The sequence below is a fragment of the Vibrio sp. 2304 genome (assembly GCF_033339475.1).
Lineage (GTDB): Bacteria > Pseudomonadota > Gammaproteobacteria > Enterobacterales > Vibrionaceae > Vibrio > Vibrio alginolyticus.
Genome location: NZ_JAWOUQ010000005.1, coordinates 1 through 15,114 on the forward strand (window position 1 = coordinate 1; position 15,114 = coordinate 15,114).

14 protein-coding genes are annotated in these 15,114 nt (G+C 45.5%); 8 read left to right on the forward strand and 6 right to left on the reverse strand.

Annotation, left to right across the window (positions count from 1 at the left end; genetic code table 11):
* Positions 1-110: 110 nt before the first annotated feature.
* Both R7P64_RS11405 and R7P64_RS11410 read right to left on the reverse strand, forming a co-directional pair.
* Complete coding sequence (locus tag R7P64_RS11405) at positions 111-1,184, reverse strand: AI-2E family transporter (RefSeq protein ID WP_005389843.1); 1,074 nt, start codon at positions 1,182-1,184, stop codon at positions 111-113.
* 1 nt (position 1,185) lies between these two features.
* The gene (locus R7P64_RS11410) at positions 1,186-1,422 is read right to left on the reverse strand and encodes a sulfurtransferase TusA family protein (RefSeq protein ID WP_005380414.1); all 237 of its coding nucleotides are present in this window, start codon (positions 1,420-1,422) and stop codon (positions 1,186-1,188) included.
* A gap of 257 nt (positions 1,423-1,679) precedes the next feature.
* Here R7P64_RS11410 and R7P64_RS11415 point away from each other — a divergent pair, with 257 nt between their 5' ends.
* The 4 genes from R7P64_RS11415 to R7P64_RS11430 are packed head-to-tail and all read left to right on the forward strand — an operon-like array spanning position 1,680 to position 4,531.
* Complete coding sequence (locus tag R7P64_RS11415; protein ID WP_005394337.1) at positions 1,680-3,131, forward strand: tetratricopeptide repeat protein; 1,452 nt, start codon at positions 1,680-1,682, stop codon at positions 3,129-3,131.
* A 16-nt stretch (positions 3,132-3,147) separates the two neighbouring features.
* Positions 3,148-3,498: an arsenate reductase (glutaredoxin) gene (arsC, locus tag R7P64_RS11420; RefSeq protein ID WP_005380410.1), complete on the forward strand. Its 351-nt coding sequence runs from the start codon at positions 3,148-3,150 to the stop codon at positions 3,496-3,498.
* Positions 3,499-4,068: an NAD(P)H:quinone oxidoreductase gene (gene wrbA / locus R7P64_RS11425; RefSeq protein WP_025768258.1), complete on the forward strand. Its 570-nt coding sequence runs from the start codon at positions 3,499-3,501 to the stop codon at positions 4,066-4,068. It abuts the gene before it with no gap.
* 22 nt (positions 4,069-4,090) lie between these two features.
* Positions 4,091-4,531, forward strand: coding sequence for a DUF2069 domain-containing protein (locus R7P64_RS11430; RefSeq protein WP_005380407.1), 441 nt, complete (start codon positions 4,091-4,093; stop codon positions 4,529-4,531).
* A gap of 140 nt (positions 4,532-4,671) precedes the next feature.
* On the opposite strand, the gene R7P64_RS11435 is transcribed toward R7P64_RS11430, so the two are convergent.
* Positions 4,672-5,880, reverse strand: a complete 1,209-nt coding sequence (locus R7P64_RS11435; protein ID WP_005389853.1) for a DUF2066 domain-containing protein — start codon at positions 5,878-5,880, stop codon at positions 4,672-4,674.
* A gap of 365 nt (positions 5,881-6,245) precedes the next feature.
* On the opposite strand from R7P64_RS11435, the gene R7P64_RS11440 reads away from it, so the two are divergent.
* On the forward strand, positions 6,246-7,499 hold the full coding sequence (locus R7P64_RS11440; protein ID WP_005389855.1) for a uracil-xanthine permease family protein: 1,254 nt from the start codon (positions 6,246-6,248) through the stop codon (positions 7,497-7,499).
* A gap of 116 nt (positions 7,500-7,615) precedes the next feature.
* Here the strand turns inward: R7P64_RS11440 and upp are convergent, their stop codons facing one another.
* Complete coding sequence (gene upp / locus R7P64_RS11445) at positions 7,616-8,242, reverse strand: uracil phosphoribosyltransferase (RefSeq protein ID WP_005380401.1); 627 nt, start codon at positions 8,240-8,242, stop codon at positions 7,616-7,618.
* A gap of 179 nt (positions 8,243-8,421) precedes the next feature.
* Between upp and purM the strand changes: the two genes are divergently transcribed.
* Both purM and purN read left to right on the forward strand, forming a co-directional pair.
* Positions 8,422-9,462 carry a phosphoribosylformylglycinamidine cyclo-ligase gene (gene purM, locus R7P64_RS11450; RefSeq protein ID WP_005389861.1) on the forward strand — a complete coding sequence of 347 codons (1,041 nt, stop codon included), beginning with the start codon at positions 8,422-8,424 and terminating at the stop codon, positions 9,460-9,462.
* A 151-nt stretch (positions 9,463-9,613) separates the two neighbouring features.
* Positions 9,614-10,270 carry a phosphoribosylglycinamide formyltransferase gene (gene purN, locus R7P64_RS11455; RefSeq protein ID WP_025768256.1) on the forward strand — a complete coding sequence of 219 codons (657 nt, stop codon included), beginning with the start codon at positions 9,614-9,616 and terminating at the stop codon, positions 10,268-10,270.
* A gap of 389 nt (positions 10,271-10,659) precedes the next feature.
* Here purN and R7P64_RS11460 read toward each other — a convergent pair whose 3' ends face one another.
* Entirely contained in the window at positions 10,660-11,505 is an 846-nt protein-coding gene (locus R7P64_RS11460) for a class II glutamine amidotransferase (RefSeq protein WP_005385395.1), read from the reverse strand.
* A 50-nt stretch (positions 11,506-11,555) separates the two neighbouring features.
* Positions 11,556-12,131 (reverse strand): D-sedoheptulose 7-phosphate isomerase, encoded by a 576-nt coding sequence (gene lpcA / locus R7P64_RS11465; RefSeq protein WP_005380392.1) that lies wholly within the window; start codon positions 12,129-12,131, stop codon positions 11,556-11,558.
* 376 nt (positions 12,132-12,507) lie between these two features.
* Between lpcA and fadE the strand changes: the two genes are divergently transcribed.
* A complete protein-coding gene (fadE, locus tag R7P64_RS11470) occupies positions 12,508-14,952 on the forward strand; it encodes an acyl-CoA dehydrogenase FadE (protein WP_005385392.1) in 2,445 nt (814 codons plus the stop codon).
* The last annotated feature ends 162 nt before the right edge of the window (positions 14,953-15,114 follow it).

A 15,114-nucleotide genomic window follows, 5' to 3' on the forward strand; every position in this document is an offset into this window, starting at 1 on the left:
GAGGCCTCATACGGCTTTAAAATACAAAACGCCCGATGAAGTACATCGAGCGTTTTAGTTAAAAAGTGTCAACCCATTTCAGGACGGGTCAATCGTACCTTTGGTAACAACTACTCTTGTTCGACAGGTTCGTTTTCTTCCGTGCTTGGTAATGCATGCCATACGGCTTTGACTAATGTCGCTAAAGGAATGGCGAAGAACACCCCCCAAAAACCCCACAGCCCACCAAAGACTAATACAGCCACAATGATAGCAACTGGGTGTAAGTTTACTGCCTCGGAAAACAGAACAGGAACCAAGACATTACCATCAAGCGCCTGGATAATACCGTAAGCAAGCAACAACCAATAAAACGGAGGCGTTAAACCCCATTGGAACAAACCAACGATGGCAACAGGTACAGTAACAGCCGCCGCACCGATATAAGGAATCAAAACCGACAGACCAACGGCTACGGCAAGCAACGCCGAGTAACGAAGATCTAAAAGGGCAAAAGTCACGTAGCTCACACCGCCCACGATTAAAATCTCTAACACTTTACCGCGAATGTAATTTGATATCTGCTCGTTCATTTCATGCCAAACTTTATTCGCCAATTTACGGTTTTTCGGCAGAATACCGCTTGCGATTCGCAGCATTTCTTCTTTGTCTTTAAGCAAAAAGAAGATCAGAAGTGGCACTAAGATCAAATATACCGCTAGCGTTGCAATGCTAACTAATGAAGCAAGCGACCCTTTGACGACACTTTCACCCAGCCCCAATGCTTGGTTTTTGGCGTTCGTCACCACGGTTTCTACTATTTCTAAATTGGCTAGTTCAGGGTGGCGCTCTGGCAATGTGACAATAAACTTTTGTAGCCCGTTGTACATGTTCGGAATATCGTTAATTAGATTACCGACCTGAGTCCAAATCGTCGGAACCAAGCCAAACAACGCAATTAACATTAACCCGACAAAGACCAAGATCACGATAATAACCGACAAAGTGCGCGGCACGCCCATACGACACATTTTGACAACTGGCCATTCAAGTAGATAAGCCAAAACGATCGCGACAAGTAATGGCGCAATCAAGTGTCCAAAGAAGTAAATGGTGATAAAGCCAAACAGCAAGATCGCGACGAGACTTACTGCGTGAGGGTCAGAGAAACGTCGTTTATACCAACGACTAACCATTTCAAACATCTTATGCGGATTCCTTATTGAAGACAGTCAATGTGTAGTGCTCTGATGTAGATTGGCAATCAACCGAGTACCCTTGGGCACTAAGATAGTTCACAATGTCTCGTTTAGAGCTGTTGTCCACCACTTGAATGACAAGTTGATGATACTGCTTTGCTTCTCCTTGAAAGACCTCAGCAGCATGACGCTTTGCAAGTAACAGTGCCATAGGACAACGTTGCTCACGCAAATCAAGTAACATGGATTCCATTGTATTGCTCTGCACTTATGATAGGGTTGTATTGTAACGGCTTTTTGAGCTGGTGCTAGCACTTCTGACATGATTTAACCACATGCTGAAATAGCTCGGATGTAAAATAATTTACGAAACCAATTCATTTATTTCCGGTCTTACTGTTAGCTTATATCCTCACGGATAACCAAAACGTATGTGGCGCTGTTAATAGGCTCTCGACCTGTAACCACATGCTTATGTATTTTGGAGAACCTTTTAAACGTATGTTAAAACGCACTCGCTCGCTAGTTTGCTTATGTCTTGCTGCTGCCATCAGTTCGCCGACAACTTATGCCAATAGCATTGACTTGCCAGACATTGGCACAGCTGCTGGTGGCACGCTTTCAATAGACCAAGAGTTGATTTATGGCGACGCCTATATGCGTATGCTCAGAGCCAGTAAACCTATCGTTAATGACCCTGTCATCAATGAATATATTGACTCTCTTGGGCACAAATTAGTGGCCAATGCGAATGATGTAAAAACGCCGTTCCACTTCTTTATGATTCGCGACCGTAATATCAACGCGTTCGCGTTTTTTGGTGGCTATGTAGCGCTGCATTCTGGGTTGTTTCTTCATGCTCGTTCAGAAAGTGAGCTGGCCTCTGTTGTCGCTCACGAGATAGCGCACGTCACACAACGTCATCTTGCTCGGAGTATGGAAGAACAAGCACGCCGCTCTCCGGCCACGTTAGCCGCACTTGCGGGGGCACTACTGCTTTCAATTGCCTCACCCGAAGCGGGGATGGCTGCAATTACAGCAGCAACCGCGGGCAACATGCAAAGTCAAATCAACTACACTCGTGCAAACGAAAAAGAAGCGGATCGCTTTGGTATTTCGACACTAGCAAAAGCCGGTTTTGATGTTCAAGCAATGCCAAGGTTTTTTGGCCGTCTTGCTGATGAGTATCGTTATGCGAGTAAACCGCCACCAATGCTCCTGACTCACCCTCTGCCTGAAGATCGAATTACCGATAGCCGTGCGCGAGCAAGAACCTATCCTCCAATGCGTGTTGTGCCTTCAATAGACTATCATCTAGCTCGCGCGCGCATTGTGGCTCGTTACGCTGGCATTGATGGACAAGCCGCCCTGAGCTGGTTTGAGAGAACCCAAAAGAAAGCCTCTGCGGACATTACACCTGCTTTTGATTATGGTCGAGCACTCGTGCATTTAGACAATAAACGCTTATCTCAAGCGGAACCAATTTTGAAAAAGTTACTGGAACAAGACCCAAGTAACCCGTTTTACTTGGACGCTATGACGGATTTATACATCGAGAAGAAGCAGCCAGAAAAAGCAACCGAGATGCTCCGCAAAGCGTTATCTCGTAACCCTCAAAATAAAGTATTGACCATTAACTACGCCAATGCGCTACTTGAGGACAATAAAAACGATCAAGCCACGCGAGTTCTTCAAAGATACACTCATGACTATCCTGAAGATACAAATGGCTGGCACCTAATATCGAAGAGCTACCACGCGCTGGGGCGTAGCGATGAAGAGTTGGCTGCTCGAGCAGAAATTTTGGCATTGCGAGCAAATTGGAATAAAGCGATTCAATATTATAGTGAAGCAAGTAAAATGGCCAAGTTGGGCAGCTTAGAGCAAGCACGATACGATGCCCGTATCGACCAACTCATGATCCAAAGAGATCGATTCATGGCATTACAATAACGAAATGGAGAAAACCATGTCAGTCGTGATTTATCACAACCCTCGTTGCTCAAAGAGCCGTCAAACACTTGAACTGCTTGAGCAAAATGGTGTTACACCGGAAGTCGTCAAATACCTAGACACACCACTTAACGTGGATGAACTAAAAGCGCTGTACGCCCAGCTTGGCTTTTCATCTGTACGTGAAATGATGCGCACTAAAGAAAGTGAATATAAAGAGCTTGGCTTAGGCGAAGACTCCGTCAGCGATGAGCAATTATTCGAAGCAATGGCGAAAAATCCAAAGTTGTTTGAGCGTCCGGTAGTCGTTGCTAACGGCAAAGCAAAAATTGGTCGCCCACCAGAGCAAGTGTTGGATATTTTATAAATGGATTGCCAGATCCTTATTTTGTATTTCAGCCGTCATGGCTCGACAAAACAACTGGCAAGACAAATAGCAAGAGGAGTCGAATCGACTCCTCAATGCCAAGCAGTTTTGCGTACAGTTGAAGAATTGTCACCTCACTCACACTCCCCTTCTGATCCAATTGTTACTCTAGAGGAACTGAAAACGTGCGACGGTCTAGCGTTTGGCAGTCCCGTCTGGTTTGGCAACATGGCTGCGCCTTTAAAGCACTTCTGGGATCAGACTACATCTTTATGGGTCAGTGGTGACTTAATCGATAAGCCTGCTTGTGTCTTTACCTCTTCGTCCTCGATGCATGGTGGTCAAGAAACAACGTTACAAAGCATGATGACCCCTTTATTGCATCACGGGATGATGGTTTTGGGCATTCCTTATTCCGAGCCAGAGTTACACACTACGCAGTCCGGAGGCACTCCGTATGGCGCCAGCAGTGTAGGCCATGAGGCAACCCTAAGCAGTGAAGAGATTCGCCTGGCACAACAATTAGGCAAAAGGCTGGCAACTGCAGCGTTAAAACTAAAAGTCTGTTAGTAAAATCAAGGATAGTTAATCGATGTCTGACTCTTTAGACCAAACACCACTCGGTACACAGGCTAAAACCTATCGTTACCTGGCTTTATTTGGCAACTTAGCCTTATTAGCCTGGGTCGCTATTTGGCAGCTTGCGTTATCCCCTCACCCTCACCTCAGCAGCACAACACTTGCTATTGCTTGGTGTATTCCGCTACTACTTCCGTTACCTGGTATTTTAGCTGGTAAGCCTTACACTCATGCTTGGGCTAACTTTGTTCTTATGCTGTATTTCTTGCATGCGCTGACCATCCTTTATGTGGATGGGGGTGAACGCTGGCTTGCGGCAGTGGAACTGATACTGACTTCACTCGGTTTCGCTGGCAATATTTTGTTTGCTAGAGCGAGAGGCAAAGAGCTAGGTCTTAAGTTGAAACGCCTCTCTCAAGTAGAAAAAGAAGAAAAAGCGAAATTCAATAAATAACGCCAATTGCAGTCAATCACTGATCATTGGTTCGAATACGAATTTAGAAAACAAAAAGAGTCGCTATTGCGACTCTTTTTTATGCTTACCACATTGGTCTTTGATCCTTGCGTTTCACGCCTGGAACGCTACGAAGGCGATTACGATGCCGAGCGCCACTCGTAGATCAAGTCATACTGTTCTCGGACAGGCTCCACAATCATCGGCTGAGTTGGCTGTGTTTCGTCACTTGCTTCTGCCACAAGATCTACTGGTACTTCAGGCTGCGCTTCTTTTGGCGTCACGGCGTCTTTTGCTTCATTACTCTGAACCAATGGCTCTTCTTCTTGAGTTGAAGCTGGGGCATCAACTTCACCTAAAGGATCTTCAAAAACCATTAATTGAGAAATAGAAGAAGCTTCTTTCTCAAAAGCTTGTTGTGATGCCAAAAGGTGGATGTTGAGCGTTAACTCGTCCCCTTGAACACGCTTAATCTCTGTACCCGCAACCGAATTAAGTTGTTTTAACGCATTCTCTAAACGGAAGAAGTCCGTGGCAGAGGTTACATTAAGGACTTTCACTGCTAGCGCTTTTGAAGACTTTCCTGAAACCACAACTGCACTCTTACTTGCATAGTAGTCTGCGATGCCATCCACCATTTCTGCAATAGCATTAGCACCTGATGCAGACCCGCTACGCGGAGAACGTTGCGCTTCTACAATTCTCGTTGGCGACTGGTCGTAGAGTGTCCAACGAATTTGTTCACCTTGAGCTCGTACAACCAAAACGGCGTCAGCTGGGTAGCGCTGGCTGGCTTGACCAATTGGCTCAATAAAGCCGCCCCAAAGATCAGAGACATTAACACCGGTCACATCATCAAAATCCCCAACCGGGATAGTGATTGGTAGGCCTCTTAATTTCGCTGCGCTACGAAGTGCTGCAACATTTGAAGATTCAGAATGTTCCCACGCAATGTTACGATCGTAACCCCGTTCTTCAACCATCCAAACTAAAATATTGGCACGATTTGGCGACCAAGATGGCAATTGTGCTTGTGTTAAAAGAGAGCTGATTTGGTCGTTGTTAAACAACATTTTTAGGCTCGCTTTTCCATCAACCTGCCCATAGCTCAGTTGAGAAATGTAACGCGCACTTGAGCTGAGTGCCTTTTTAATCACTGGATTGCTTAAAGAGGATTGAGAACCGGTCGCTCGAACAATCACATCCTGCATACCTTGTTGACGAGCCAAAGACTCACCGTCGTTCTGCTCACTGTCGATAACCACTTCGGCACGATAGATATCCACCTGAGTTAATGCATATACTGGTAGGGACAACCAACCTATCAGTAAGAGAGCTAAATAGCGCATAGTTTTTATAATCCTCTGAACAAGAACCCGAATAATAAGCAACTATCAAATCTTGAGCAAGGTAAGTACTGAGTAAATTGTCTGTATTATGACCAGCTTTGTTAACTCGGGCCTCAACCAGCGCTTCAGTGCTATTTTTTATAATAAACTCATTGCTTATTAAGCTATCTCAACAAGTTAGGCTGTCCATTTTTCATCTTCACGCAAGACACGTAAAAGAGGACAATTTGCAAGCAAGCAACTCTCAAAAGTGCTATTTATGGGAAAAATTCAATCGAAAGTTTGATCTATGCAACATTGCAAACGATTGCAGGATGATAGTATTCGCCGGATTTGTCTGCGTATCTTGAAAATAGGGAATTATTATGAAAAACGCGTTACAAGGCGCTCAAATGCTCTTTGTCGCTTTTGGTGCTTTGGTGCTTGTGCCGCTCCTAACTGGCCTTGATCCAAACGTAGCCCTCTTTGGTGCCGGTGTCGGTACTCTCCTCTTCCAATTAATGACTAAACGTTCTGTTCCCATCTTCCTTGCCTCTTCTTTTGCGTTTATTGCTCCTATTATGTTCGGTATCCAAACTTGGGGTATCGGTGCAACAATGGGCGGCTTGATGGCAGCGGGCTTAGTTTATGTGGCTCTAGGGGCGATGATCAAAGTGCGCGGTGTTGGATTTATCCATAAAATTCTCCCGCCCGTTGTCGTTGGCCCTGTGATCATGGTTATCGGCCTTGGCCTTGCCCCAACAGCAGTGAACATGGCGGTAGGTAAAACTGGTGATGGAGCGGCACAGCTAGTTAATGGTGATGCTGCGATCATTATCTCGGCGGTCTCACTGCTCACAACCATTGTACTCAGCGTTTTTGCAAAAGGCTTTTTGAAGCTCGTTCCTATTGTTGGTGGTATTCTTGCTGGTTACTCTGTTTCTCTATTCTACGGTGTGGTTGATTTCACTCCCGTAGAACAAGCGGCTTGGCTAGCCATGCCAAACTTCACCGCGCCAGAGTTCAATATCAACGCAATTTTGTTCATGATTCCTGTCGCTATCGCACCTGCGGTTGAGCACGTAGGTGACATGCTTGCTATCTCAAACGTTACAGGTAAAAACTACCTGAAAAAACCAGGCCTTCACCGCACAATCGCAGGTGACGGGGTGGCAACTATCGCAGCTTCGATGGTGGGTGCTCCACCAAACACCACTTACAGTGAAGTAACAGGAGCGGTAATGCTAACCAAAGCATTTAACCCTGTGATCATGACTTGGGCAGCAATCACCGCAATCGTACTTGCATTGGTAGGTAAGCTAGGTGCGGTTCTTCAAACGATTCCAGTTCCTGTTATGGGCGGCATCATGATTCTGCTGTTCGGCTCCATCGCAACGGTAGGCCTCAACACACTGATCAAGAATAACGTTGATTTACATAAGTCTCGTAACCTAGTGATTGTTGCCGTAACACTTGTGTTTGGCATTGGTGGTATGGCTTTCGGTATTGGTGAGTTCAGTCTACAAGGTGTGAGCCTATGCGGTATCGTGGCAATTATTCTTAACCTTGTGCTACCAAACGATTTAGGTGAAAACCACGTTGTGGATAACGCACAAATGGAAGAAGAAAGCGCGAAATAGTTCGTTTGCGCCGCTTTATTAGGTGGCGTGTCTTACTCTTCTCCTCTTGTAGATACAAAAAAGGCTTGGTTTTCACCAAGCCTTTTTCTGTTCAGTCATAGTAATACATCAAAGAATTACTTAGTACCGAAGATCTTATCACCTGCATCGCCTAGACCCGGAACGATGTAGCCTTTGTCATTAAGCTTCTCATCGATTGCCGCAGTGTATAGCTCAACATCTGGGTGTGCTTTTTCTAGCGCTTCAATACCTTCTGGTGCAGCAACAAGTACCAGCACTTTGATTTGGTTACAACCTTTCTCTTTTAGGAGATCGATAGTAGCAATCATAGAACCACCTGTTGCAAGCATTGGGTCAACAACAAGCGCAATACGCTCCTCGATGTTTGAAGCAAGCTTGTTGAAGTAAGGAACTGGCTCAAGCGTTTCTTCATCACGGTAAATACCCACAACACTGATACGTGCGCTTGGCATGTGCTCAAGAACTCCATCCATCATGCCTAGACCTGCACGTAGGATTGGCACTACGGTTACTTTTTTACCTTTAATCTGGTCTACTTCTACCGGACCGTTCCAACCATCAATGGTCACTTTTTCTGTTTCAAAGTCTGACGTTGCTTCGTAAGTAAGTAGGCTACCGACCTCAGTCGCTAACTCACGAAAACGTTTTGTGCTGATGTCACCTTCTCTCATTAGACCAATTTTATGTTTTACTAGAGGGTGCTTTACTTCAACAACTTTCATGTCCATCTCCGGCTATAGTTGGCAATATTTAAACAAACCTTCAGATTATACATGATTTTCACAGGGATATCAGGATAAATCACTAAAGAAAAAAACAGACGCAAACGTTTGCTATCTATGTTTAAGCACTGTTAGAATAGCGCCGTTTTCATATCCAACTTAATACCGAGGACTTCCCTGTGAGTGGTAACAACTCTTCTCTTAGCTATAAAGACGCTGGTGTAGATATTGATGCAGGCAACGCGCTTGTGGATCGTATTAAGGGTGCGGTAAAACGTACTCGTCGCCCTGAAGTTATGGGTGGTATCGGTGGTTTTGGCGCGCTATGCGAATTGCCAACTAAATACAAACAACCTGTACTGGTTTCTGGTACTGATGGCGTTGGCACAAAACTTCGCCTAGCACTGGATATGAATAAGCACGACACGATTGGCATCGACCTAGTGGCAATGTGTGTAAATGATCTTATCGTGCAAGGCGCAGAGCCACTGTTTTTCCTAGATTACTATGCAACAGGCAAACTAGACGTTGATACCGCAGCGGATGTTGTTTCAGGTATCGCAGAAGGGTGTGTTCAAGCAGGTTGTGCCCTAATTGGTGGCGAAACTGCGGAGATGCCTGGCATGTATGAAGGCGAAGACTACGACGTAGCTGGTTTCTGTGTTGGCGTAGTAGAAAAAGAAGACGTGATTGACGGCACGAAAGTCGCTGCTGGTGATGCACTTATCGCTGTTGGCTCAAGCGGCCCACACTCAAACGGTTACTCCCTTATCCGTAAGATCCTAGAAGTATCTGGTGCAGATAAGAGCGAAGAGCTAGCAGGCCGCACTATTGGTGAGCACCTACTAGAACCAACAAAAATTTACATCAAGTCAGCACTTAAGATGATTGAGAAACACGACATCCATGCGATTTCTCATATCACTGGTGGTGGTTTCTGGGAAAACATCCCACGCGTACTGCCTGAAGGCACGAAAGCAGTTATCGATGGTAACAGTTGGGAATGGCCAGTTATCTTCAAGTGGCTACAAGAGAAAGGCAACGTCGACACACACGAAATGTACCGCACATTCAACTGTGGTGTAGGTCTAATCGTCGCACTACCGAAAGACCAGGCAGACGCAGCAGTTGCTCTTCTTAAAGAAGAAGGCGAAAACGCGTGGGTGATTGGTCAAATCGCACAAGCAGACGCGAACGAAGAGCAAGTTGAAATCCAATAATTTGCAAATCGAGCTCAAAAGATAAGAAGAATGAGGACACTAGATGACTAGGTCCTCATTTTGCTATCTAGAACACTAAAAACCATTCTATTAGTAGGTAGTTTAGAAGCTACATAACTCCAACCTACAATACCAAGGCGCTCTCGACATCATGAAAAACCATACCCTAAAAAACTTTGTGGTCCTCATCTCGGGTAACGGAAGTAACCTGCAAGCTATCTTGGAAGCTTGCGAAGACAGCATGCCAAACGCACGAGTGGCAGCCGTGTTCTCTAACAAAGCAGATGCTTTTGGTTTAGAACGTGCAAAAAAGTTTGATGTAGACGGTCACTTTGTCGACCCTAAAGCATTCAGCTCGCGTGAAAGCTTTGATGCAGAGCTAATGAGTCAAATAGATGAATACCAACCAGACGTGATTATTCTTGCTGGTTACATGCGCATTCTGAGCAGCGCATTTGTTTCTCATTACATGGGTAAGATGATCAATATCCACCCTTCTCTTCTACCAAAATATCCTGGGCTACACACACACCAGAGAGCAATTGATGCTGGCGATAAAGAACATGGTACGAGTGTGCACTTTGTAACGGAAGAGCTTGATGGTGGCCCTGTCATACTGCAAGCAAAAGTTCCTGTGTTCGAAGACGATGATGCTAGTGTACTTGCGGCACGTGTTCAGGCGCAGGAGCACCGAATCTACCCTATGGTGGCTAAGTGGCTGGTAGACGAGCGGTTGATCATGAAGGATGGTAAAGCCTATTTAGATGGCGCAGAGCTTGGCGTACATGGGTACGCCTCAGATGAGTAGCCCTGAATAATAAACTCCAAGCACAAAAGAGCAGCCTGAGGGCTGCTCTTGGTTGTTTTAATACTTATAAACTTGATTCAAGAAAGCCGTAGTTAGACTAGAAACCTAAAACCCAACATTCTAAAAAATCCCATAACCACTTGAGTAACATAACACTCGGAAAGTAGATTCTGAATCTGGTTCGTTCTTCACCGTTCAGACTGACGAGGTGTTTTATGAGAAATTTCTATCAGTTACGTCTTTACAGCAAGCCTTAGCGAGACTAGGACTCTACTACCAGCACTCTAGAAAGTAAGAATGCTCATCCGTATCCGCCCTCGGTTTAAAACGCATAAAAATAAAGCTCGCGATTAAGCGAGCTTTATTTTTATATTCAGAGTAAGAGACCATCACTCTAACGGTTCGGTTGGCGCTTGATTGCCCGGCTTAGCCGCCGCAAACGGCACATTTACCAGTTCAGAGGCATTATTTTTGACTAGTTCACCTAGGTGAAACAAGCCGTATTCGCCAGGTTTCATACGCTGCCAAGCTTCGTTGCCCGTCAAAGGTTGAGTTGCGATCACAGAAACGATGTCGTGTGGCGTTGTTTCTTCTTGGAAGTTAATTTCCACATCTTCATCAAGCAACGCGGCTTTTCCAAACGGTGCGCGTCTTGTGATCCAATACAAATGATTGGTGCAATACGTCATTACATACTCACCATCACTCAGAAGCATGTTAAATACACCCTTCTCTTTTAGCTCATCACAACATTTAGCAACATATAAGAATACCGACTCCATATCCTTTGGTGGCTCAGGATATCGATCTTCCATTTGCTTCAATAACCAGCAAAATGCCAGTTCACTATCTGTCTCACCGACAGGTCGATGCCGACCTGTATGCAAGTCTTGGTAGCCAGAGAGCTGACCGTTATGCGCAAACGTCCAATACCTACCCCACAGCTCACGTGTAAAGGGATGAGTATTTTCTAAATTAACACCACCACGATTCGCCTGTCGGATATGACTAACGACCGCACGACTTTTGATGGGATAATTTTGTACCAACTCTGCTATTTTAGACTCACAACTTGGCTTGGGATCTTTGAAGGTTCGAAAGCCCTTCCCTTCGTAGAAGGTGATCCCCCATCCGTCACGGTGTGGGCCGGTTCGACCTCCACGCTGCATGAGCCCAGTAAAACTGAAACAAATATCCGTTGGAACATTAGCGCTCATACCGAGCAATTCACACATGGTTTAAAAAACTCCCTAACAACACAGCTCGAAACGGTGGCCGTAAACGATTATTCCATCTCTTTTTCGATCAACTGAATGATGATATGAATAATCTTAATATGAATTTCCTGAATGCGGTCTGCATAACCAAAGTGTGGCACGCGGATTTCAATATCTGCAAGGCCTGCCATTTTGCCGCCATCTTTACCTGTTAGCGCAATCGTCTTCATGCCTTTCGCTTGTGCTGCTTCAATCGCTTTCAGGATGTTACCTGAGTTACCTGACGTCGACAGACCAAACAGTACGTCACCTTTTCGACCAACCGCTTCTACATAGCGTGAAAACACGAAGTCATAACCAAAGTCATTACTCACACAAGAAAGGTGGCTTGGATCTGAAATAGCAATACCAGCATAGCCAGGACGATTTTCTCGGTAACGGCCTGTTAGCTCTTCGGCAAAGTGCATTGAATCACAGTGAGAACCACCGTTACCACACGACAATACTTTACCATCTTGCTTGAATGAGTCAGCAATCATTTTCGCCGCTGCTTCGATTTGCGCAATGTTATGGTCATCGCTTAAAAATTTGTTGAGCACTTCAGCAGCTTCGTTTAATTCACTTCTAATCAGATCATGGTACATAAGACGTTCTCTTTATTATTTCGGCTTCAGTCAGCTCTTGACTCACTGAGCAAATTGTTCTGATACCAATTTGGTATCGGACATTTCATAAACCGGAACTCGGGTTTGATTACTCTGAGTTTACCCACAAACGAGAATTAGTGTCGATAGTGAACCAACAGATTTAGATTAGTGATGGTAATAAACTTGTCAACTTGCTCATGAAACCATCACTCAAATCTCAACTTTAGAATTTTAACTCTACTTAGATCACTTTTTATCCAATCTTATGTTTTACATTTCCTTAATATTTTGATTACACTTAAACCAACTGGTTAGACCTCTTACCTAACATGCAGACGTACAAAACTTATAAAGTCTGAAAAGGAAAATATATATGGACATCTTGCTCTCAATCATCACGATGGCGATCGTGCTAGGCATTACGCTCTACCACCGCATGTCTCTCGTGAAATCTATTAGCTTACTCACCGCAGCCATGCTGGCTCTTACAGTAGCTGGTACTGTCGGCGTTATTGGTTGGGCGATTTACGTTCTCGCCGCAGCTGTGCTCGCGGTTCCTGGCGTACGTCAGTCTTTAATTAGCCGCAAAGCGTTAGTGCTTTTCAAGAAAGTGCTGCCAGCTATGTCTCAAACCGAAAAAGAAGCGTTAGACGCAGGTACCGTCTGGTGGGAAGCCGAACTATTTAAAGGCAAACCAGAGTGGCAAAAGCTACACGCAATTCAAGCACCTAAGTTAAGTGCGGAAGAACAAGCCTTTTTAGACGGCCCTGTGAATGAAGTGTGCGCCATGGTGAGTGATTTCCAAGTGACCCATGAACTCGCGGACTTACCGCCAGAAGTTTGGCAATACCTGAAAGATCATAAGTTCTTCGCCATGATCATTAAGAAAAAGTACGGTGGTCTTGAGTTCTCAGCATACGCGCAATCACTAGTACTACAAAAACTAACGGGTGTTTCTGGCGTTCTATCGTCTACCGTTGGTGTTCCTAACTCTTTGGGCCCAGGTGAGCTACTGCAACACTACGGTACTGAAGATCAAAAAAATCATTACTTACCGCGTCTAGCTGAAGGTAAGGAAATCCCTTGTTTCGCCCTAACAAGTCCAGAAGCGGGTTCTGACGCTGGATCTATTCCAGATTACGGTGTGGTCTGTAAAGGCGAATGGGAAGGAAAAGAAGTACTGGGTATGCGCCTGACTTGGAACAAGCGCTACATCACCCTAGCGCCAGTCGCAACGGTACTAGGCTTAGCATTTAAACTTCGCGATCCTGAAGGTTTGCTAGGCGACAAAGAAGATCTTGGCATCACTTGTGCGCTTATCCCAACTGATGTCAAAGGTGTTGAGATTGGTAACCGACACTTCCCGCTCAATGTACCATTCCAAAATGGTCCAACGCGCGGTAAAGACATCTTTGTTCCTATCGATTTCATTATCGGTGGTGAAAAAATGGCGGGCCAAGGTTGGCGTATGCTGGTTGAGTGTCTGTCGGTTGGACGTGGTATCACGCTACCTTCAAACTCAACAGGTGGCATCAAAACTGCGGCAATGGCAACCGGTGCTTACTCACGTATTCGCCGTCAGTTCAAACAGCCGATCGGCCATATGGAAGGAGTTGAAGAACCATTAGCACGCTTGGGTGGTAATGCTTACGTGATGGATGCAGCAAGCAACTTAACCGTTGCGGGTATCGACTTAGGTGAAAAACCTTCAGTTATCTCAGCTATCGTGAAGTATCACTGTACGCACCGCGGCCAGCAAAGCATCATCGATGCAATGGACATCGTAGGCGGTAAAGGTATCTGTATGGGACCTTCTAACTTCCTAGCTCGTGGTTACCAAGGTGCGCCAATCGCGGTAACGGTTGAGGGTGCTAACATTCTAACACGCTCAATGATCATCTTTGGCCAAGGCGCAATCCGTTGCCATCCGTACGTTCTTGAAGAAATGAACGCGGCGTATTCTGAAGCAAGTAATGCTGTCGAGAAATTTGATAAAGCGCTTGCTGGTCACGTGAGCTTTACAATGAGTAACCTAGTGCGCAGTATCTGGTTTGGTTTGAGCGACGGTCTGGGCTCTTCATCACCAACCAAAGATGCAACCAAGCGTTACTACCAACAATTGAACCGTTACAGTGCAAACCTTGCTCTGCTATCGGATATCTCAATGGCAGTGCTAGGTGGCTCTTTGAAGCGTAAAGAGCGTCTATCAGCACGTCTTGGTGACATTCTAAGCCAGCTATATTTGAGCTCTGCGACGTTGAAACGTTTTGAGCAAGATGGCCGTCCAGTAGAAGATTTACCATTAGTACACTGGGGTCTACAAGACAGTTTGAAACAAGCGGAAGTGGCAGTAGATGAGTTCTTAGCAAACTTCCCGAACAAAGTGATTGGCCGTGCGCTACGCGTATTAATCATGCCATTTGGTCGCGTACGCAAAGCACCAAGCGATAAACTAGACAGTAAAGTGGCACGCATTCTACAAACGCCAAGTGCAACGCGCTCACGCATTGGTCGCGGTCAATACCTTGAACCAACCGAGCACAACGCAGCAGGTAAGATTGAGCTTGCACTATCAGTCATTCTTCAAGCTGAACCTGTGTTTGACAAAGTATGTAAAGCGCAGGGTAAGCGTCGCCCATTCTTACGTTTGGATATGATTGCTCAGGAAGGGCTAGAGCAAGGCTTTATCACGCAAGAAGAAGCCGATCTACTCAGAGAAGCGGAACAGCATCGTCTAGATACAATCAACGTTGACGACTTCGAGCCGGAATTGCTCGCCGCAAAGCCGCTATACCCTCAGATGGATAGCGTTGCCTAACTCTCTAATCTGAAACCATACAACGGGAGTGACAACTCCCGTTTTTTATTGCTACCAGAATAGCGTTCATAACACCTCACACCACGAAGCCCCTGCGCAATCGCAATAAAAGCCACGCACTCCAATCTTTCCCCCGATTTCCAGTGATAACTAACTCACAGA

Bases quoted from the DNA above. Each gene is read 5' to 3' on its own strand.
- R7P64_RS11405 (WP_005389843.1), bottom strand. From the start codon at position 1,184: ATGTTTGAAATGGTTAGTCGTTGGTATAAACGACGTTTCTCTGACCCT.
- R7P64_RS11410 (WP_005380414.1), bottom strand. From the start codon at position 1,422: ATGTTACTTGATTTGCGTGAGCAACGTTGTCCTATGGCACTGTTACTT.
- R7P64_RS11415 (WP_005394337.1), top strand. From the start codon at position 1,680: ATGTTAAAACGCACTCGCTCGCTAGTTTGCTTATGTCTTGCTGCTGCC.
- arsC (WP_005380410.1), top strand. From the start codon at position 3,148: ATGTCAGTCGTGATTTATCACAACCCTCGTTGCTCAAAGAGCCGTCAA.
- wrbA (WP_025768258.1), top strand. From the start codon at position 3,499: ATGGATTGCCAGATCCTTATTTTGTATTTCAGCCGTCATGGCTCGACA.
- R7P64_RS11430 (WP_005380407.1), top strand. From the start codon at position 4,091: ATGTCTGACTCTTTAGACCAAACACCACTCGGTACACAGGCTAAAACC.
- R7P64_RS11435 (WP_005389853.1), bottom strand. From the start codon at position 5,880: ATGCGCTATTTAGCTCTCTTACTGATAGGTTGGTTGTCCCTACCAGTA.
- R7P64_RS11440 (WP_005389855.1), top strand. From the start codon at position 6,246: ATGAAAAACGCGTTACAAGGCGCTCAAATGCTCTTTGTCGCTTTTGGT.
- upp (WP_005380401.1), bottom strand. From the start codon at position 8,242: ATGAAAGTTGTTGAAGTAAAGCACCCTCTAGTAAAACATAAAATTGGT.
- purN (WP_025768256.1), top strand. From the start codon at position 9,614: ATGAAAAACCATACCCTAAAAAACTTTGTGGTCCTCATCTCGGGTAAC.
- R7P64_RS11460 (WP_005385395.1), bottom strand. From the start codon at position 11,505: ATGTGTGAATTGCTCGGTATGAGCGCTAATGTTCCAACGGATATTTGT.
- lpcA (WP_005380392.1), bottom strand. From the start codon at position 12,131: ATGTACCATGATCTGATTAGAAGTGAATTAAACGAAGCTGCTGAAGTG.
- fadE (WP_005385392.1), top strand. From the start codon at position 12,508: ATGGACATCTTGCTCTCAATCATCACGATGGCGATCGTGCTAGGCATT.